21 protein-coding genes and 1 tRNA gene are annotated in these 17,784 nt (G+C 65.2%); 8 read left to right on the top strand and 14 right to left on the bottom strand.

Annotated elements, in window-relative coordinates:
- The 4 genes from ACQG3P_RS13360 to ACQG3P_RS13345 all read left to right on the top strand — a co-directional run bounded on the left by ACQG3P_RS13360 (position 1) and on the right by ACQG3P_RS13345 (position 2,071).
- Positions 1-228, top strand: coding sequence for a hypothetical protein (locus ACQG3P_RS13360; RefSeq protein ID WP_426805319.1), 228 nt, complete (start codon positions 1-3; stop codon positions 226-228).
- Positions 225-647: a hypothetical protein gene (locus tag ACQG3P_RS13355; protein ID WP_141236189.1), complete on the top strand. Its 423-nt coding sequence runs from the start codon at positions 225-227 to the stop codon at positions 645-647. Before ACQG3P_RS13360 ends, ACQG3P_RS13355 begins: the two co-directional genes overlap by 4 nt.
- A gap of 97 nt (positions 648-744) precedes the next feature.
- Positions 745-1,227 (top strand): hypothetical protein, encoded by a 483-nt coding sequence (locus ACQG3P_RS13350; protein ID WP_426805318.1) that lies wholly within the window; start codon positions 745-747, stop codon positions 1,225-1,227.
- A 73-nt stretch (positions 1,228-1,300) separates the two neighbouring features.
- Positions 1,301-2,071, top strand: coding sequence for a transporter (locus tag ACQG3P_RS13345; protein WP_426805317.1), 771 nt, complete (start codon positions 1,301-1,303; stop codon positions 2,069-2,071).
- A gap of 66 nt (positions 2,072-2,137) precedes the next feature.
- Here the strand turns inward: ACQG3P_RS13345 and ACQG3P_RS13340 are convergent, their stop codons facing one another.
- From ACQG3P_RS13340 to ACQG3P_RS13325, 4 genes are all read right to left on the bottom strand, one after another.
- The gene (locus ACQG3P_RS13340) at positions 2,138-2,311 is read right to left on the bottom strand and encodes a DUF1328 domain-containing protein (protein WP_068853344.1); all 174 of its coding nucleotides are present in this window, start codon (positions 2,309-2,311) and stop codon (positions 2,138-2,140) included.
- A 432-nt stretch (positions 2,312-2,743) separates the two neighbouring features.
- A complete protein-coding gene (locus ACQG3P_RS13335) occupies positions 2,744-3,139 on the bottom strand; it encodes a response regulator (RefSeq protein ID WP_068853346.1) in 396 nt (131 codons plus the stop codon).
- Positions 3,136-4,140: an HWE histidine kinase domain-containing protein gene (locus ACQG3P_RS13330; RefSeq protein WP_426805421.1), complete on the bottom strand. Its 1,005-nt coding sequence runs from the start codon at positions 4,138-4,140 to the stop codon at positions 3,136-3,138. Before ACQG3P_RS13330 ends, ACQG3P_RS13335 begins: the two co-directional genes overlap by 4 nt.
- 113 nt (positions 4,141-4,253) lie before the next feature.
- Positions 4,254-4,850, bottom strand: a complete 597-nt coding sequence (locus ACQG3P_RS13325; protein ID WP_426805316.1) for a GNAT family N-acetyltransferase — start codon at positions 4,848-4,850, stop codon at positions 4,254-4,256.
- Positions 4,851-5,032: 182 nt separating this feature from the next.
- On the opposite strand from ACQG3P_RS13325, the gene ACQG3P_RS13320 reads away from it, so the two are divergent.
- Positions 5,033-5,506, top strand: coding sequence for a hypothetical protein (locus ACQG3P_RS13320; protein ID WP_426805315.1), 474 nt, complete (start codon positions 5,033-5,035; stop codon positions 5,504-5,506).
- Positions 5,507-6,870: 1,364 nt separating this feature from the next.
- Here the strand turns inward: ACQG3P_RS13320 and ACQG3P_RS13315 are convergent.
- The 10 genes from ACQG3P_RS13315 to thrS all read right to left on the bottom strand — a co-directional run bounded on the left by ACQG3P_RS13315 (position 6,871) and on the right by thrS (position 15,194).
- A complete protein-coding gene (locus ACQG3P_RS13315; RefSeq protein ID WP_306987993.1) occupies positions 6,871-7,029 on the bottom strand; it encodes a hypothetical protein in 159 nt (52 codons plus the stop codon).
- Between the two features lie 87 nt (positions 7,030-7,116).
- A tRNA-Pro gene (locus tag ACQG3P_RS13310) sits at positions 7,117-7,193 on the bottom strand.
- A 67-nt stretch (positions 7,194-7,260) separates the two neighbouring features.
- Complete coding sequence (locus ACQG3P_RS13305) at positions 7,261-7,617, bottom strand: MerR family transcriptional regulator (RefSeq protein WP_068853353.1); 357 nt, start codon at positions 7,615-7,617, stop codon at positions 7,261-7,263.
- On the bottom strand, positions 7,598-7,897 hold the full coding sequence (locus ACQG3P_RS13300; RefSeq protein WP_005410432.1) for an integration host factor subunit alpha: 300 nt from the start codon (positions 7,895-7,897) through the stop codon (positions 7,598-7,600). The genes ACQG3P_RS13305 and ACQG3P_RS13300 overlap by 20 nt, the downstream gene beginning before the upstream one ends.
- Before the next feature lie 26 nt (positions 7,898-7,923).
- On the bottom strand, positions 7,924-10,302 hold the full coding sequence (gene pheT / locus ACQG3P_RS13295; RefSeq protein WP_426805314.1) for a phenylalanine--tRNA ligase subunit beta: 2,379 nt from the start codon (positions 10,300-10,302) through the stop codon (positions 7,924-7,926).
- Positions 10,303-10,360: 58 nt separating this feature from the next.
- Positions 10,361-11,356: a phenylalanine--tRNA ligase subunit alpha gene (locus tag ACQG3P_RS13290; protein ID WP_426805313.1), complete on the bottom strand. Its 996-nt coding sequence runs from the start codon at positions 11,354-11,356 to the stop codon at positions 10,361-10,363.
- A 192-nt stretch (positions 11,357-11,548) separates the two neighbouring features.
- On the bottom strand, positions 11,549-11,908 hold the full coding sequence (rplT, locus tag ACQG3P_RS13285) for a 50S ribosomal protein L20 (protein WP_003484828.1): 360 nt from the start codon (positions 11,906-11,908) through the stop codon (positions 11,549-11,551).
- A gap of 10 nt (positions 11,909-11,918) precedes the next feature.
- Complete coding sequence (gene rpmI, locus ACQG3P_RS13280; protein ID WP_017355265.1) at positions 11,919-12,116, bottom strand: 50S ribosomal protein L35; 198 nt, start codon at positions 12,114-12,116, stop codon at positions 11,919-11,921.
- Between the two features lie 586 nt (positions 12,117-12,702).
- On the bottom strand, positions 12,703-13,242 hold the full coding sequence (infC, locus tag ACQG3P_RS13275) for a translation initiation factor IF-3 (protein ID WP_026070650.1): 540 nt from the start codon (positions 13,240-13,242) through the stop codon (positions 12,703-12,705).
- 47 nt (positions 13,243-13,289) lie between these two features.
- Positions 13,290-15,194: a threonine--tRNA ligase gene (gene thrS / locus ACQG3P_RS13270; protein WP_095362858.1), complete on the bottom strand. Its 1,905-nt coding sequence runs from the start codon at positions 15,192-15,194 to the stop codon at positions 13,290-13,292.
- Between the two features lie 421 nt (positions 15,195-15,615).
- Between thrS and ACQG3P_RS13265 the strand changes: the two genes are divergently transcribed.
- The 3 genes from ACQG3P_RS13265 to ACQG3P_RS13255 are packed head-to-tail and all read left to right on the top strand — an operon-like array spanning position 15,616 to position 17,757.
- Positions 15,616-15,915, top strand: a complete 300-nt coding sequence (locus tag ACQG3P_RS13265) for a hypothetical protein (RefSeq protein WP_068853359.1) — start codon at positions 15,616-15,618, stop codon at positions 15,913-15,915.
- Positions 15,915-16,178, top strand: coding sequence for a hypothetical protein (locus tag ACQG3P_RS13260; protein ID WP_068853362.1), 264 nt, complete (start codon positions 15,915-15,917; stop codon positions 16,176-16,178). Before ACQG3P_RS13265 ends, ACQG3P_RS13260 begins: the two co-directional genes overlap by 1 nt.
- A gap of 10 nt (positions 16,179-16,188) precedes the next feature.
- Positions 16,189-17,757 carry a PepSY-associated TM helix domain-containing protein gene (locus ACQG3P_RS13255; protein WP_426805312.1) on the top strand — a complete coding sequence of 523 codons (1,569 nt, stop codon included), beginning with the start codon at positions 16,189-16,191 and terminating at the stop codon, positions 17,755-17,757.
- Positions 17,758-17,784: the final 27 nt, after the last annotated feature.

The following is a 17,784-nucleotide window of genomic DNA, read 5'->3' as shown; positions in this document are numbered from 1 at the left end:
ATGCGCGAAGGCATCGTACGCCGTGTCGCCAACGTAGCGCTGCAGATCGAGCCGGACCGCACCCAGGTACTGCAATGGATCCTGCATGCCCCACTGGCCGCCCTGGGCGGCCACACCACCTTCGAACTGGCCTGCAACGGCCAGGGCGAACGGGTGATTGAACTGCTGCATGGGGTGCTCGCGCAGGCGGGCACCACGCCGCCACAACTACCGCATGCCCCCACATGAGCCGACCTTTCCCGATGCTGAGCACTGAAGACCCTGCAGATGCACCGGCGCTGGTTGCCGCGCTGGTCTCGTTCGACCAAGCCGTACAGGCGCTGATCGAACAGGATCCGGATCGCCATGGACGCTTTTCCCGCGCCTATGTCACCGCCATTTTCCGTGCGTGCCTGCTGCCGCCCGAACCGGGCGCCGGTGTGCCGCGCGGACGGCCGGATCCGGAAATCGCCCAGGCACTGAAACGGTGGATCCAGGAGCAGTTGCTGCGCCACCCCGGCGAAGGCGACGACCACCGCCTCACGGCCGCGCGCCGCGCCGCGCACGGCTTCTGGCTGCAGTCCATGGCCTGCCCGATCGACGATGACGGGCAGCCGCGTGCCGCCAGGTTGCTCGAAGGCCTGCTGGCGCTGACCCGCCCGGCCTAGTCCGCACGGTGGGGCAGTTTGCGACTTGTTGCGTTGAAAACCGGCGTGGGCGGGATCACTGTCCGGTTTCCCTTCCAGCGCAGCGGACGCACTGCCCATGCGAGTTCCTTCCGATATCCCACCGCCCCTCCCACCGCGCATTGAATCGCCCACCCCGCTCGCCGAGGCGGTCTGCGCCGATGCGCCGGGCTGGCAGGAAGCGGCCGACGCGTTGGATGCGATGACGCCCTCGTCCGCGGACGACCGCGACAGCGCGCACGACCATGAGCATGAAGAAGGCGGCAGGCGACAGGACCTGCAGTGGTTTGATCCGGAAGAGGAAGAGCCCACCCCGCCGTTGGACCACGAGGTGGCACGCCGGCCGGAACTGAGCAATGGTTTCTGGGTGCTGCCCGATCCGCGCACGCCCCTGCCGCGCGTGCATGTGCAGGGCCGCAGCCCATTGGTCGCCGAACCCTCACGCGTCCTGTCGGCGGACCTGCCCGGCCAGCGCCACATGCGGCAAGGCCTCGATGACAGCGATGACGATGCTCGCCGTGAGAAAGACGCAGGCCAGGATGACGGCCGCGCTCCCGACTGACCGCCGCGACATCCTCACGGCGCGTTGCCGGCGCCTCGCTAGGCTGCAGCTGTTTCCAACAGCAGGTGTGGCGATGCGTGGTGTGATGGCGGTGGTGTTGCTGGCGCTGGCCGCGCCGGCGTGGGCGCAGCAGGACGATGCGGAAACACCGGCGTTCGACCGCCCGGGGTTGGGTTTCTCAGCCTCGGTGCTGCCGCGCGGCGGCGCCGCACTGGAACTGGGGCTGCCCAGCTACGAACGCGACCGTGATGACGACGGCACGCGCACCACGCAATACGGCACCGACCTGCTGCTGCGCGTGGGCCTGGGCGCCAACCTGGAACTGCAGGCGTTCGGCAGCCCCTGGAACCGCCTGCGCGAAGCCCCGCGCAATGCGCCCACCACCACGACGCGTGGCGCCGGCGACAGCGGCCTTGCACTGAAGTTCGCCCTTCCCCTCGATTCGGACACCCATGCTGTCGCACTGCTGGCCAGCACCAGCGTCGATACCGGCTCACGCGACTTCGGCGAAGGCGGCACCCAGTACAACCTCGGCGCCAGCTACGAATACACCTTCAACGACCAGTGGAGCGGCGCGCTGTATGCCAATGCCACGCGCGGCGCGGGCGAGGACGAATTCAGCTGGTCGCCCAGCCTCAGCCTGGCAGTAAGCGACACCGTGAGCACCTACATCGAGGCCGGTTTCACCCGCACCCACGGCGAATCCTCGACCTCGGTGGCCGGTGCAGGCGTGACGTGGATGGCGGCCCGACGGGTTCAGCTGGACGCGTCGTTCGACCTCGGTCTGGACAGCAACAGCCCCGATGTACAGGCGGGGCTCGGCGTTTCGTTCTATTTCGAGTGAACCAAAAAAGCCTGCGCATCGCTGCGCAGGCTTCTTCGGCGGTGTTACACGTTACGACCCTGGAGGTCAGGTCACTTTCTTGGCGACCGTCATGCCCAGCAGGAACAGGATGACGGCGATGATGATGCCGGCCCAGAACAGGAACTTGGCCACGCCAATGGCAGCACCGCCAATGCCGGCGAAGCCGAGCGCGCCGGCGATGAGGCCGATGATGGCGAAGATGATGGCCCACTTGATCATGTTGTTCCTTTGCCCGAAATGCGGGTTGACTGACAGGACTCCACGCTAGCGATTGGCGCGTGCCGCAACAGTGAATGGGGCGCGTGAATGGCGTGAAATCGCTACCTCGCATGTGAAGACGTTCGCTACGTATTCAGCCGCACTTGTAGGAATTTTCCGACGAACGGTAGAGGGCTTTTCGGACCATCCCCGCGCAAGTTATTGATTTTTAAGCTCGCTCACGCAGGCTCTCATCACCGCACTGAATGTGTGACCGTTGCCTCAATTTCACCGGCTGGTCACAATGCTGACGTCCCACTACGTCATCCAATGCCATGCGCGCATTCGTCACCAAGCAGCATCCCGCCCTGCTCAAGGTCTACTTCGTGGCCTGCTACGTCGTGCTGATTGAAGAAGTGATTCGCGCCGTCGGCTGATTTCGCCGCGCCGTCATCACTGGCCCAGTGTGGGGCGATGGGCAGGCGCGTTGCCGCCACGCTTGCTTCCCTGCAGTTTTTCCAGCGCCTGCTGCAAGGCTGACATCCGGAACGGCTTCTGCAACCCGAACCGATGTTGGAACGCCAGCGGAAGGCTGGATCTGTCATAGCCGGTCAGGAACACGTACGGAATGCCGCGCGACTCCAGCGCCTCGGCGATCGGGAACGACTGCTTCCCGCCCAGATTGATGTCCAGCAGCGCCAGGTCAAAGGGCGTCTGCTCCACGATCCGCAGCGCCGCATCGACGGTGCCCACCGGGCCCACCACTTCGTAGCCCAGCGTCTCCAGCCCGTCCTCGACAAGCATCGCGATGAGCGATTCGTCTTCGACTACCAGGACGCGCGGGCTCACAGGTGCACCTGGACCGCGTCATCGCCGTGCGGTATCGATACCCGATAACGCAGGCCTTCGGGCTCGAACGTGAGCTCCACATCGCCGCCCAGATCATGCTTGAGGCCGCGCTCGAGCAACCGCGAGCCGAACCCGCGCTGCGCCGGCGGCTGCACCGGCGGGCCATCGCGCTCCTGCCACTCCAACTCGATCATGTCCTCCCCATCGACCTGACGCTGCCCCCACTCCACCCGCACACGGCCATCGGGCCCGGACAGCGCACCGTGCTTGACCGCGTTGGTGCCCAGCTCATGCAGCGCCATGGCCAGCGCCAGGGCACGGCGGGGATCGAGCCGGCAGGGTGCGCCCTGGATATCGAAGCGCTGCCCGCCTTCGCCGTGCAGATCAGCCGTGGCCTGGACCAGATCGTGGATATCGGCGCTGTGCCAGTTTTCCCGGGTCAGCACATCGTGCGCTCCGGCCAAGGCCAGCAGGCGCTCTTCGATCTTCTCTCCAGCGTCGATGATGTTCTGCGCGTTGCGGAAGGTCTGGCGGGTGATGGACTGCACCATGGCCAGCGAGTTCTTGACCCGGTGGTTGAGCTCGTTGATGAGCAGCTGCAGGTGCTGCTCGTGGCGCTTGCGCTCGGTCACATCGCGGGTGCTGCCGGCAATGGCCTCCACTTCGCCATCGGGACCAATCACCGGGGTAAAGATGTAGTCATAGATGCGCACGCCCTCGGTGGCGTGCGGAAACGGCACATCACCGCGGATGGGCTGCCTGGTGGCGATCACCCGATCGATCTCCGCATCGTGCATCGCCGCATGCCAGGGCTCGTAGCCGATCTCCAGGCAGGTCTTGCCCATCGCCTCATCCCAGGTCATGCCCCACATGTTCAGCAGCGCCTTGTTGGCGTAGATGAAGCGGTGCTCCAGGTCAAAGACGTAGGACAGATCCGGAGTTGCCTGCAGAAGGGCTTCGTAGATCCGCCACTTGGCGCTGTTGTCTTCCTGTTCCTGCAGCACGGGAGAAAGCCCTGTTCATTTAGGGGAAGCATAGGGGCGGCCGCGTGAAAGTGGGATCACGTTAGCGCTTTGTGAGCGAAGGCGGCAGACGCGCCCGGTAGAGCGGACTGTTAGTCCGCTAGCCCCTCAGCAAGCACACATTCCATCGGCTGATACACCAGCCCCAGATACTCCCCCACCTCTCCCGCAATCCGGAACCCAAACCGCTCATAAGCCGGCACCGAGCTCAACGAGGCCCGCACCGTAACAACCTCGCCCCGCGCGCACTCCAGCAGCGCCGTCATCAGCGCCCGCCCAACCCCCTGCCCCTGCCACCCCGGCGCCACGAACAGCGTCGCCACGTGCTGGCCGCCCATCAGCTCGGCCACCCCGACAACCAGCCCGGCGGTCTCGAATACAAACATGTCGTTGTCGTCGGACATGCGGTCGGCGAACCCGTTCATCGACACGATGCCGGTAAAGGTCTCAATCCCCAGCGGAGACAGCGACGGCGCCACCGCCTCCATGAAGGACGCCATGCACACCGCACTGGCCTGCTCGAGATCTGTGGCCCTTAGTCGCCGCACCGCCATTAGGGTGTCCTCCATGAAAACCGGTTTCAAACTGACATCTGGATGGTAGCTGGCGCGACGCAGCCAGTGCAGCGCGCCCACACAGAATGCACCCGGCGCACAACCCAAGCGCGTCCTGAGACACAGTTTGATCAAGGAAAGGGTTCCTACCGCACAGTTCGTCGCCCCAGCCATTGACGGCCTGCCTGATCACACGCAGCATCCGTCCGTCGCCGCACATCCGGCGGCCGGAATTGGCGTTCCGAAGCCAAAGGCGCACCAGCGCCCATCGGCATTCCGCAGGGCGGTGGATCTCACTTCTACTGAGGAATTCCGCAATGTCCAATGACTCCCTCGCAGCCCCGACCCGCGTCGCCGTCCACCTCGCTCACTACTTCGGTGATATTTCCGACTCGCTGGAATGGAACAGTTCGGCATGGGTCGACCTCGAGAAGCGCCTGGCTGCCACCGCGCGACCGCTCGATTCGCTGACCATCGGCGAGATCATGCAGGCCCTCGCGGAGACCCGCTGCGGAAGCTCCCCTGCTGCGGGCAACTTCGTCAAACGCATGATCGGCCAGCACGACCCCTCTCGACACGACTTGTTTCGCGTCATACGCAAGCTGTTTCGTATCTACGATCTGCGAATCATCGAACTGCTGGAGCTGATCGATGTGCTCGAACGCTGCCCTGGCACGGTTGAGGACATGCCGGTCAAGAATCTCCTCGCACTGATCGCCATCGTCGACATCGACGAAGAACCACTCGCTCCTTCTCCGATGAAAGAGAACGACTCGCCAATCAGCCACTAGCGCATTCGACGCGATGCCCGGCACGCCAGCGCATGTATGACTCCATCGTACGCATGAGAAACGACAATCATCGTCGCTTCTTCTAGCGTCAGCGTGCTGATCTGTCCAATTGCCTATGCGGTCACGACCAGGCCTAGCTAGCTTAGCTAGGCTCCGGTCATCCGATCAGGAAGCACCCGGAACGCATTGTCGGGGTGCGAGTGCGGCAATCATGGAGCTGTGGTGAAGCATCCGGTATGGCACAAGGAAGTAAGACTCCAACACCCTACCAACGGTTCGGAAGTGTTCGGGATTCTTCCAGAAATGTTGGTTCACCGAGGGCCGCGTTTCCCGGCTGGTCCCGTCTACCTGAAGTACGGCGCGCACCGTGGCCCTAATCGTGGTTTCGGATTTGAACACCTGTGGAAAGCGCACTTTCACCACATCGGGGACCACGATGTCGCACTCCTTGCGGTGCGAAAGCACGTTGCGGAGTGCCTGGCGGGACCAGTCACGGTGTTCTACCAGATGGAACCGCGCTTGGAGACAGTGAGATTCAGGGTAGGCAATGTGATCCTTGAACACATCAGCCGACCGGAGAGCCACTACTCCGTTGTGTCAGGAGGCTACTGCCGCGATGGCAAAGGAATTCAAATCGGGCGCGTCAGTCCGCAACGAACGAAAAAGGCCCCGTGAGGGGCCTTGTTTCGTGTTGGACGGCAATGACGCAGCTATCTCCTTAGCAGGCCTCTCGTGTCACCACGGAGGGGGGTCGGAGCATCCCAGCCAAGCTGGGCAATCATTGCAATGCTACTTGTCGTTTAGTAGCCGGGCCCTCTGCGGATGTAGCCTTAAACATCGACCAAGCAATCACCGCCGGCTCTTTGCCCATCACCAACGCCGGGAACTCTACCTCCAATCAGGGTGGCGCGCAACGCAGGCGCATCGAATGTGTGACCCAACGCTAATGTTCATTAACACGTGCATTAGGTTGCGATGAGCAATCCTGGCCAGCGTCGTCGGGACGCGTGGGCGCCAAAAGCGCTTGCGATCTGGCGCGAGAAACCCGTTCCGTAGGGTCACTCTGTGGAGTTCAGTTCCGACTGGGCCGGATGTCGCTAAAAGCGTCGAGCGCACTTTTCATGCTGAACCCGCGGCTAGGCGCTTTGGCCAGTGCTTCGGCGATATCCTCTGCCCGCACGGCCATACTTCCCTGCTGCTTTCGGCCAACGGGTGCGTGCCTGATAGCGTCATCGGGGCACTCCTTCGGAATGATCGTAAGAGGGTCATTCTTCATGGAATTCCATCGCCAAGAAATGTAATAGAAATTGATTTTCTAACAGCTTCTGAACATTGACCAGAGCTGAAAGCGCATCTAAATCCAACTATAGATTGCCAGCCCGCTCGATATCGCCGTCAACGAACATCTCGTCGGTGGCGAGGCGGTCCTCAGGAGCCAGGTAACCATGCGTCGCGTCGACGGCACTGCGGCAGATCTCGATGACGCGTTCGCCCTCCTGGGGCCGCGAACGTTCAATCGTCAACTTGGTTTTCTCCCGCACAATGCAACACCGCCAAAACAAAAAAGGGCCCGCACCAGAAGTGCGAACCCTTGATCGTGTCACCAACAATGGTCGGGACGGCCGGATTTGAACCGACGACCCTCTGCCCCCCAGGCAGATGCGCTACCAGGCTGCGCTACGCCCCGATGTTGCTGGTGTTGTCCCCGCCTCTCAGCGGGCAGACGAGTATAACCGGTTTGATCGAAAAATGGTTCAGCGACGCAGCAGCTGGAGCACTTCTTCCAGCTCCATCCGCGTCTGCTTGATGATCTGGTTGCTCAGCGCCGATTCGTCGCGCGCGCCGGCACCTTCCAGGCGCAGGCGGGCACCGCCGATGGTGTAGCCCTGTTCGTACAGCAGGCCGCGGATCTGGCGCACCATCAGCACGTCGTGGCGCTGGTAGTAGCGGCGGTTGCCACGGCGCTTGGCCGGTTCCAGGCTGGGAAATTCGGTTTCCCAGTAGCGCAGCACGTGCGGCTTTACATCGCACAGCTCGCTGACTTCACCAATGGTGAAGTAGCGCTTGGCCGGTATCGGCGGAAGTTCGCGGTTACTGCCCGGATCCAGCATATGCCTCTACCCTTTCCTTGAGCTTCTGGCCCGGACGGAAGGTGACCACCGTACGGGCGGAAATCGGAATTTCCTCGCCGGTCTTCGGGTTGCGGCCCGGGCGCTGGTTCTTGCGCCGCAGGTCGAAGTTGCCGAAGCCGGAAAGCTTCACCTGACGTCCCTGTTCCAACGCTTCACGCAGTACATCGAAGAACGCGTCGACAAATTCCTTGGCTTCGCGCTTGTTCAGACCCACTTCGTCGAACAGCTTTTCGGCCATCTCAGCCTTGGTCAATGCCATTGCCTGCTACCCCCCATGCTGCCCGCTCAACCGCGGATCCGGGCGTGGTGTTCACGCTCCATTGCGGCCACCGCCTCGGTGACCACCGCATCCACGTCGCGGTCCGTCAGAGTGCGCGACTTGTCCTGCAAAATCAAGCCCATAGCGAGACTCTTGAAGCCCGGCTCGACCCCTTGGCCGACGTAGCGGTCGAACAGGGTCACCTGGCGCAGCAGCGGGCCCACGGCCCGGCGCAGGGTGGCTTCCAGGTCGGTCCAGGCGGCCGCTTCCGGCACCAGGAAAGCCAGGTCGCGGCGCACCGAGGGGAAACGGGACAGCTCGGTGGCACGCGGCAGGCTGCGGGCGGCCAGCGGGGCCAGGTCCAGCTCCAGGCCGAATACGTCCACGTCGATGTCCATGGCCTTGGCCAGGCGCGGGTGGATCTGGCCGATCCAGCCGATGCTGGCGCCATCGCGCAGCACCTCGGCCGAGCGCGCCGGGTGGCCGTACGGGCGGGTGGAGGGCACGAAGCTGAGTGCGGCGCCGGAGGCGGCGGCCAGCGATTCCAGGTCGCCCTTGAGGTCATGGAAATCGACCTTGCGGGTGGCCAGGCCCCACTGCTGCGGGGTGGCATCGCCACACACGGCCACGGCCACGCGCTGGGTTTCCAGCGGGGCGGCGCCCTGCCCGGCCTGCGGATGGAACACGCGGCCCAGCTCGAACAGGCGCACCGTGCCCTGCTGGCGCGCGGCATTGCGGCCCAAGGTGGCCACCAGGCCCGGCAGCAGCGCCGGGCGCATCACCGCCAGCTCGGCCGACAGCGGGTTGGCCAGAGCCACCACGTTGTCCTGCAGCTGCCACTGGGCCAGCAGGCCGGCGTCGACGAAGGCGTAGTTGATGGTTTCCTGCAGGTCGCGGGCCACCAGCTGGCGGCGCGTGCTCAGGTCGTCCAGGCGGGTTTCGCTGGGCATGGCGATCCGCGCGGCACCGCCCGGCAGGGTGGTGGGAATGCGCTCGTAGCCGTGGATGCGGGCCAGCTCTTCAATGAGGTCTTCTTCGATGGCGATGTCGAAGCGGCGGCTGGGCGCGGTGACCTGCCAGCCATCGGCGGCGGCGGCCACGTCCATGCCCAGCGCGCGCAGGATGCGCTCGACGTCGGCATCGGCAATCTGGATACCCAGCACGCGGGCGATGCGAGCACGGCGCAGGCCGATGGTCGCGGAGGCCGGCAGGTCGGCTTCGCGCACGGCTTCGGTCACCGGGGCCGGGGTGCCGCCAGCCAGGTCCAGCACCAGGCGGGTGGCGTATTCAATGGCGGTGCGCGGCAGCGCCGGGTCCACGCCACGCTCGAAGCGGTGGCCGGCGTCGGTGTGCAGGCCCAGCTTGCGGCCACGGCCCATGATGGCGGCCGGCGCGAAGTGCGCGGCCTCCAGGAACACGGCGGTGGTGTCGTCGGTGACGCGGGTGTCATGGCCGCCCATGATGCCGGCCAGGCCCACCGGGCGGTCGGCGTCGGTGATGACCAGGAAGCCGTCATCCAGCGCGGCGTCGCGGCCATCCAGCAGCTTCAGGGTTTCACCGGTGCGCGAGCGGCGCACGGCGATGCTGCCCTGCAGGGTGCCCAGGTCGTAGGCGTGCATCGGCTGGCCCAGTTCCAGCATCACGTACTGGGTGATGTCGACCAGCAGCGACACCGGGCGCACGCCGCTGCGGCGCAGGCGCTCGGCCATCCACAGCGGGGTGGCGGCGCGCGGGTTCACGCCTTCGATCACACGGCCCAGGTAACGCGGCGCTTCGGCGCCGGCGTCGAGGGCGATGGTCAGTTCGCGGTTGCCCACGGCGGCGATCGGCGCGGGATTGAACGGCACCACTTCACTGGCGCACGCGGCGGCCACGTCGAAGGCGATGCCCCGCACGCTGAAGCAGTCGGCGCGGTTGGGGGTGAGCTTGATCTCGATGCTGGCGTCGGGCAGCCCCAGGTACTCCACCAGCGACTGGCCCACCGGGGCGTCATCGGGCAGCTCGAACAGGCCCGAGGCGTCGCTGTCCAGGCCCAGTTCCTTGGCCGAGCACAGCATGCCGTTGGAATCCACGCCGCGCAGCTTGGCCGCCTTGATGTTGAAGTCGCCGATCTTCGCGCCGATCATCGCCAGCGGCGCAACCAGACCCGGGCGCGCATTGGGCGCGCCGCACACGATCTGCAGGTGCTCGCCCTGCCCGGCATCGACCTGGCAGATCTGCAGGCGGTCGGCTTCGGGGTGGCGCTCGGCGGTGACGATGCGCGCCACCACCACGTGGTCCAGGCTGGCGCCGAGGTCGGTGACCTCTTCAACTTCCAGGCCGATGGCGGTCAGCACCGCGCTCAGCTCGTCGCGCGAGGCGGTGGTGGGAACGTGGCTGCGCAGCCAGTTTTCAGAGAATTTCATGGTGTCACCCTGGTGGGCCCGGCGCATGCGCCTGGGCCGTGATGAATGTCGTTCGGCGTTACGCGAATTGCTTGAGGAACCGCACGTCGTTCTCGAAGAACGCGCGCAGGTCGTTCACGCCGTAACGCAGCATGGCAAAGCGCTCCACGCCCAGGCCGAAGGCGAAGCCGGTGTAGCGCTCCGGGTCGATGCCCACGTTGCGCAGCACGTTGGGGTGGACCATGCCGCAGCCGAGCACTTCCAGCCAGCGGGTGCTGCCATCGGGCTGCTGCCAGGCGATATCCACTTCCGCGCCGGGCTCGACGAACGGGAAGTAGCTGGGGCGGAAACGCATCTCGAAATCGCGTTCGAAGAACGCACGCACGAACTCGGACAAGGTGCCCTTGAGGTCGGCGAAGGTCGAATGCTCGTCCACCAGCAGGCCTTCCACCTGGTGGAACATCGGCGAATGGGTCTGGTCGCTGTCGCTGCGGTACACCTTGCCGGCCGCGATCATGCGCAGCGGCGGTGCGTGGTCGCCCATGTAGCGCACCTGCACACCGGAGGTATGCGTGCGCAGCAGGCGGCCATCGCCGAAGTAGAAGGTGTCGTGCATGGCACGCGCCGGGTGGTGCGGCGGGAAGTTCAGGGCTTCGAAGTTGTGCCAGTCGTCTTCGATTTCCGGGCCTTCGGAGAGCTCGTAGCCGAGGCGGCCGAAGATTTCGGTGATACGCTCCAGGGTGCGGGTCACCGGATGCAGGCCACCGCGTTCGGCGCGGCGCCCGGGCAGGGTGATGTCGATCGCTTCGGCGGCCAGGCGCGCGTCGAGCGCGGCGTTCTCCAGCACGGCCTTGCGTTCGCCCAGCGCGAGGGTCAGCGCGTCACGGGCCTGGTTGATGGCTTCGCCGGCGGCCTTGCGCTCGTCGGCCGGCAGTGCACCCAGCTGCTTGAGCTGTGCGGTGATGCTGCCGCTCTTGCCGAGCAGCGCCACGCGCAGGGCTTCCAGCGCATCGGGGCTCTGGGCGGCGGCCACGTCGGCCAGCGCCTGGGTGGTCAGGGATTGGATGTCACTCATGGATAGCCTGGACCTCGCGTCGGTATGCCTTCGCGATGCGCGCCGGGCCGACCCCCGTCGCCACCGCTGTCGGGACGGCACCCGGTTGGGCTGCCGCCGCCACAAAAAAGAATGGGGAAGGACTTGCGCCCTTCCCCATGCATTGCCTTACCCGCAGCCGTTGCGTTTGCACGGCAACGGCGGGGAGAGGACTTATGCCGCCAGCGCGCCCTTGGCCTTTTCGGCCAGTGCTGCAAAACCAGCTGCGTCGTGCACGGCGATATCGGCCAGGACCTTGCGGTCCAGGGTGATACCTGCCTTGAGCAGGCCGTTCATGAAACGGCTGTAGCTCAGACCATTGATGCGGGCAGCCGCGTTGATGCGGGTGATCCACAGCGAACGGAAATTACGCTTCTTCTGCTTACGACCGATGTAGGCGTACTGCTGGGCCTTGATGACGGCCTGCTTGGCAACGCGGAACACCTTGCGGCGGGCGTTGTAGTAGCCCTTGGCCAGGGTCAGAATTTTCTTGTGGCGGCGACGCGCCTGTACGCCACGCTTTACTCGTGCCATGGGTCAGTCCTCAGAGGTAGGGAAGCATACGGTTCAAACGGCCTGCGTCTTCTGCACGAACATGGTTCGTCTGACGCAGATTGCGCTTCCGCTTGGTCGACTTCTTCGTGAGGATGTGGCTACGGTTGGCGTGGCCAGCCTTGAACTTACCGGAGGCGGTCTTGCGGAAACGCTTGGCCGCCGCCCGGTTGGTCTTGATCTTGGGCATTGCAATGTCCTTGATGATGTTTTGTCACTGACCAGGGCGGTGGCATTGCCACACTTTCCGTCCGTGCCCTTGCCTGCTTGTAAGCCCGGGATCCCCATTGGGAACCAGGCCGGTCCTGTTGCCGTTGAAAAGCGTGAAACCGTTCAAAACAGCAGCCCCGCGAAAAAACGGGGTCGCCCATTATGCATGGGTTGGGGAACGGGTGCAAGCTGTTGATCAGGCGGGGTTTGCCGGATCTTGGGGCCGGAACCTGAACGAAACGGACGGCATTGCCGTCACAGCGACTGGGTGTCGCTGACTGGGTGTCGCTGACTGGGTGTCGCTGACTGGGTGTCGCTGACTGGGTGTCGCCGGCTCGGTCTCGCCGGCTGGGTAGAGCCGACTGTTAGTCGGCTGCCCTTGGCGGCATGGCGGGAAAGCAGCCGACTAACAGTCGGCTCTACCCCGTCGTACCCCGTCGTACACCGGCGTACCCCGTCATACCCCGTCATACCTCCGTCGCCACCCCGTCGCCTGCCCAGGAGCCGATGAACCGGGGGTTCCGCGCGGCCACGTTCGACGTGGCGCGCGTCGCGCCAGAGCGCGATTACTTCTTCTTCGGCGCGATCATCATGACCATCTGCCGGCCTTCCAGGCGCGGGCGGGACTCGATCACGATGTCCTCGCCCAGATCGGCTTCGATCCGGTTGGCCATTTCGCGACCCAGTTCCTGATGGCTCATTTCACGACCACGGAAGCGGATGTTCACCTTGATCTTGTCACCCTCTTCCAGGAAACCGCGCATCTTGCGCAGCTTGATCTGGTAGTCGCCTTCATCGGTGACCGGGCGGAACTTCACTTCCTTGATCTCGACCTGCTTGGTCTTCTTCTTGGCCTCGTTGGCCTTCTTCTGCGCTTCGAACTTGAACTTGCCGAAGTCCATGATCTTGCACACCGGCGGATCAGCCTGCGGCTGAATCTCGACCAGGTCCAGACCTTCGTCTTCGGCCATCGACAGCGCTTCGTCACGCGTCAACACGCCAATCATTTCACCGTCACTGCCGATCACGCGTACGCGCGGCACCCGGATTTCCTGATTCTTGCGGTTCTGTTTGTTGTCAGGGGTACTGATATTGCAATCTCCCAGAGGAATCAAACCGGCCCTCGCGGATCATCCGCAGGGCCGGGACTTTCTTACACAGACTGTTCTGCCTGCAACCGCTCGACGAACGCCTGGACGGACATGCTGCCCAGATCCTCGCCCGAGCGCGTACGCACGGCTACGGCGCCATTTTCCTTCTCACGGTCGCCCACCACCAGCAGGTACGGGACCCGCTGCAGCGTATGCTCGCGAATCTTATAACCGATCTTCTCATTGCGCAAATCCGACGTTACCCGGAAGCCTTGATCTGCAAGGGTTTTCGTCACCTCCTGCACGTATTCAGCCTGGGCGTCGGTGATATTGGCCACCACCGCCTGGGTCGGGGCCAGCCAGGCCGGGAACTGGCCGGCATGGTGTTCGATCAGGATGCCGATGAAACGCTCCATCGAGCCCACGATGGCCCGGTGCAGCATGACCGGGTGCTTCTTCTGGCTGTTTTCGTCCACGTACTCGGCGCCGAGGCGGCCGGGCATCATGAAGTCGACCTGCATGGTGCCCAGCTGCCAGGTGCGGCCGATGGCGTCCTTGAGGTGGTATTCGATCTTCGGGCCGTAGAAGGCGCCCTCACCCGGCAGCTCCTGCCACTCCACGCCACAGCTGGACAGCGCCGAACGCAGCGCGGCTTCGGCCTTGTCCCAGGTGGCATCGTCGCCCAGGCGCGATTCGGGGCGCAGGGCGATCTTGATCTGGATCTCCTCGAAGCCGAAGTGCTGGTACACCGCCAACGCCTGCTGGTGGAAGGCGGTCACTTCCGCTTCGATCTGCGATTCGGTGCAGAACACGTGGCCGTCGTCCTGGGTGAAACCACGCACGCGCAGGATGCCGTGCAGCGCGCCGGAGGGCTCGTTGCGGTGGCACGAGCCGAACTCACCGTAGCGGATCGGCAGGTCGCGGTAGCTGTGCAGGCCCTGGTTGAACACCTGCACGTGGCCCGGGCAGTTCATCGGCTTGACTGCGTAGGTGCGCTTCTCCGATTCGGTGAAGAACATGTTGTCCTGGTAGTTGTCCCAATGGCCGGACTTCTTCCACAGGCTCACGTCCAGGATCTGCGGGCAGCGCACTTCGCCGTAGCCGCTCTTCTGGTAGACCTTGCGCATGTACTGTTCCACCACCTGCCACAGTGCCCAGCCCTTGGGGTGCCAGAACACCAGGCCCGGGGCCTCTTCCTGCAGGTGGAACAGGTCCTGCTGCTTGCCGATGCGGCGGTGGTCGCGCATTTCGGCTTCTTCGATGCGCTTGATGTAGGCCTCAAGCTGCTTCTTGTCGGCCCAGGCGGTGCCGTAGATGCGCTGCAGCTGCTCGTTCTGCGCATCGCCACGCCAGTAGGCGCCGGAAATGCGGGTCAGCTTGAAGGCCTTCAGGAAGCGCGTATTGGGCACGTGGGGGCCGCGGCACATGTCCACGTATTCCTGGTGGTAGTACATGCCCATGGCCTGGATGTCCGGCGACATGTCTTCGATCAGGCGCAGCTTGTAGTCCTCGCCACGGGCCTTGAAGATTTCGATCACTTCCGCGCGCGGGGTCATCTTCTTGACCACGTCGTAGTCCTGCGCGATCAGCTCGCCCATGCGCTTTTCGATGGCGGCCATGTCGTCCGGGGTGAACGGGCGCTCGGAGTGGATGTCGTAATAGAAGCCTTCGGCGATCACCGGGCCGATCACCATCTTGGCGTCCGGGTACAGCTGCTTGACCGCATGGCCAACCAGGTGCGCGGCCGAGTGGCGGATGATCTCCACGCCTTCCTCGTCCTTGGCGGTGATGATGCGCAGGCTCGCGTCGTGGTCGATGACGTCACTGGCGTCGACCAGCCTGCCGTCCACCGAACCGGCGATGGTGGCCTTGGCCAGGCCGGCGCCGATCGACTGGGCGACGTCCATGACACTGACGGGGTTTTCGAACTCACGGCGGCTGCCGTCGGGAAGCGTGATCGCAATCATGGCTGGGGCTTTGTGCTGGTGGGCCTGCGGCGCAGGCCAGGGAAACGGGGTCGAGGGTGTCCGGGGCGCGCGGCCGGATAAAAGAAAAGCGCCATGAAGGCGCCTGGGCAAGGGGCCGTCATGACGTTCAGCGCTGGGCGGTGGTAGTGCTCATGTCGCACGCTGGACCGGCGCTGGGCGCGGGTCACCTTGTTGCCTCGAGGTGGATGCCTCGATCTTAAACCAAACGGCCGGGGAAGCCCAATCCCGACGGCATTCGCCCGGTGGCCAGCACGACTGAACAGGCCGCTGTGGCGATCGAAAACAGCAATGATTACCATGCGCAGGTTGCCGCACCGCCCGGCCCGTCTTCGTTTCCAAGGATTTCCATGCCCTGCGCCGCCCCTTCGGCCCGCACGCCCCTGCCCCGCGCGGCGCGCCCATGCTGAGCGCCGATGCCCTGGCCCTGCTGTATTGCGCGCTGGCCGGCGCCGCTTCGGCCTTTTCGGCGCTGGCCTTCTATGCCGCCTCCCCGCACTGCCGCTGGCCGCGCCTGCGCCGCGCCGGGCGGCTGGGCCGCCAGCTCGGGCTGGTGGCGGCGGCCACCTCGCTGTGGCTGTGGATGGGCCAGCTGGGCTTTGCCACCGGCTTCTGCGTGACCCTCGGCGGCTGGATGCTCACGGCGATGGTGTTGCCCTATGTTGCTGCCTGGACGCGGCCGGATGCGGAGGCGCGGCGCTGATGTGGGCACGTGCACTGGCCGGCCTGCTGGCGGGCTTCTTCGTGGCTGCGGCCGTCACCGGGTTGATCACCTGGCTGCCGCCGGGTCCGTGGCAGTCGGTGATCGTGCCCGGCATGATCGCCTTCATTCCATTGTGGATGCTGGCCGCGCTGTGGGCCTTCGCGTTCCGCACCGGGCCGCGCGCGTGGGGGTGGCTGAGTGCCAGCGCCGCGTTCGGGTTCGGCCTGCTGTGGCTGCTGCGCCACTTCCATTGGGTGCAGTGAGGCCTATTCGATGAAATTCAGTTCGCTCACCCTGCGCACCTTCACCACCGTGCACACCTGGGTTGGCCTGGTGGCCGGCTTTGCGCTGTTCGTGGCGTTCTATGCCGGCGCCATCACGGTGTTCCACCACGATCTGCCGCTGTGGCAGTCGCCGCAGGGCATGGACCAGCCAGCGCAGACCCTGGACGATGCACAGCGGCTGCTTGATGGCGTGCTGGCCAAACACCCCGACGCGCGAAAGCACGTGGGCATGACCTTCCCCGGCGCGGAAACGCCACAGTCCATTGCGTACTGGCAGGATGCCAAGGGCACCTGGCTGTTTGCCTGGGCCGACCACGTGGATGGCAGCCCCACCCCGCCACAGGCCGGCCTGGCCGAGCTGGTCAACGAACTGCACTACACGCTGGGCCTGCCGGTGGCCGGCATCTACCTGATGGGCGTGGTCAGCCTGTTGTACGGGTTGGCGCTGCTGTCCGGGCTGGTGATCCACCTGCCCAAGCTGGTGGGCGACCTGTTCGCGCTGCGTCCGGGCCGCAACTTCAAGCAGATGTGGCAGGACGCGCACAACGTGATCGGCGTGCTCAGCCTGCCCTTCCACCTGCTGTTCGCGGTCACCGGTGCGCTGCTGTGCCTGATGTTCCTGCAGATGGCCGCGCTGAACCCGCTGATCTACGACGGCAAGCTGCTGGCGGCGCTGCCGGGGGCAACCGATACCGCGCCGATCCGCGCGCCCGCCAACGAGCCGGTGCGTGCCGGCAGCCTGGCGATGCTACATGCGCGGGCGATCGCGGTGGCCAATGACAAGGGCCAGGCCGTGTTCGAACCGGCCTACCTGAAGCTGGCCAATGCCGGTGACCGCAACGCCGTGATCGAAATCACCGGCGATGGCGGCGTGTCGCTGGGCCCGCTGGGCGCGGTGGCGATGGATGCCAATACCGGCGATGTGCTGCACACCCAGCTGCCGGGGCATCGCGATGCCAACCACGCCACGTTGGCGGCGGCCTATGCGCTGCACTTCGGCGAATTCGGCAACGGGCTGGTGCCGTGGCTGTATTTCGTGCTCGGCCTGGGCGGGGCGTTCCTGTTCTATTCGGGCAACCTGCTGTGGATCGAGTCGCGCCGCAAGCGCCGCCAGGCCACCCAGGGACGCGCGCAGGTGAACATGGCGCGGGCCACGGTAGGCGTGTGCATCGGGCTGTGCGTGGCGGTGTCGGCGTCGTTCGTGAGCGTGCAGCTACTGGAGCACCTGGTCCCGGCCCATGCGGATGCGGGCATGCGCTGGACCTGCTTCCTGGTCTGGGGGGGCTGCGCCCTGTGGGCGGCGCTGCGCGCGCCGTCCAGGGCGGCGGTGGAGCTGCTGTGGGCTGCGGCGGCGGTGACCGCGCTGATCCCGGTGGCGCACGGTGCGATGAGCGGGTTGTGGCTGTGGACCAGCGCCGCGCGCGGCTACTGGCCGCTGTTCTGGGTGGACGGGGTGGCGCTGGCGATGGCGCTGGGCTTCGCCGCCATGGCGCGCGCAACGCAGCGCCGGGCGGTAAACGGCGACCCGAACAGCGTGTGGGCGCACACGCGGGCGTAACGGACAAAGCGCGTGGCCCGCTTTGCA

This window comes from Stenotrophomonas sp. SrG, from assembly GCF_050031795.1.
Classification (GTDB): domain Bacteria; phylum Pseudomonadota; class Gammaproteobacteria; order Xanthomonadales; family Xanthomonadaceae; genus Stenotrophomonas; species Stenotrophomonas rhizophila_A.
Note: the sequence above shows the minus strand (reverse complement) of the source record. Positions and strands in the feature narration are given on the sequence as shown.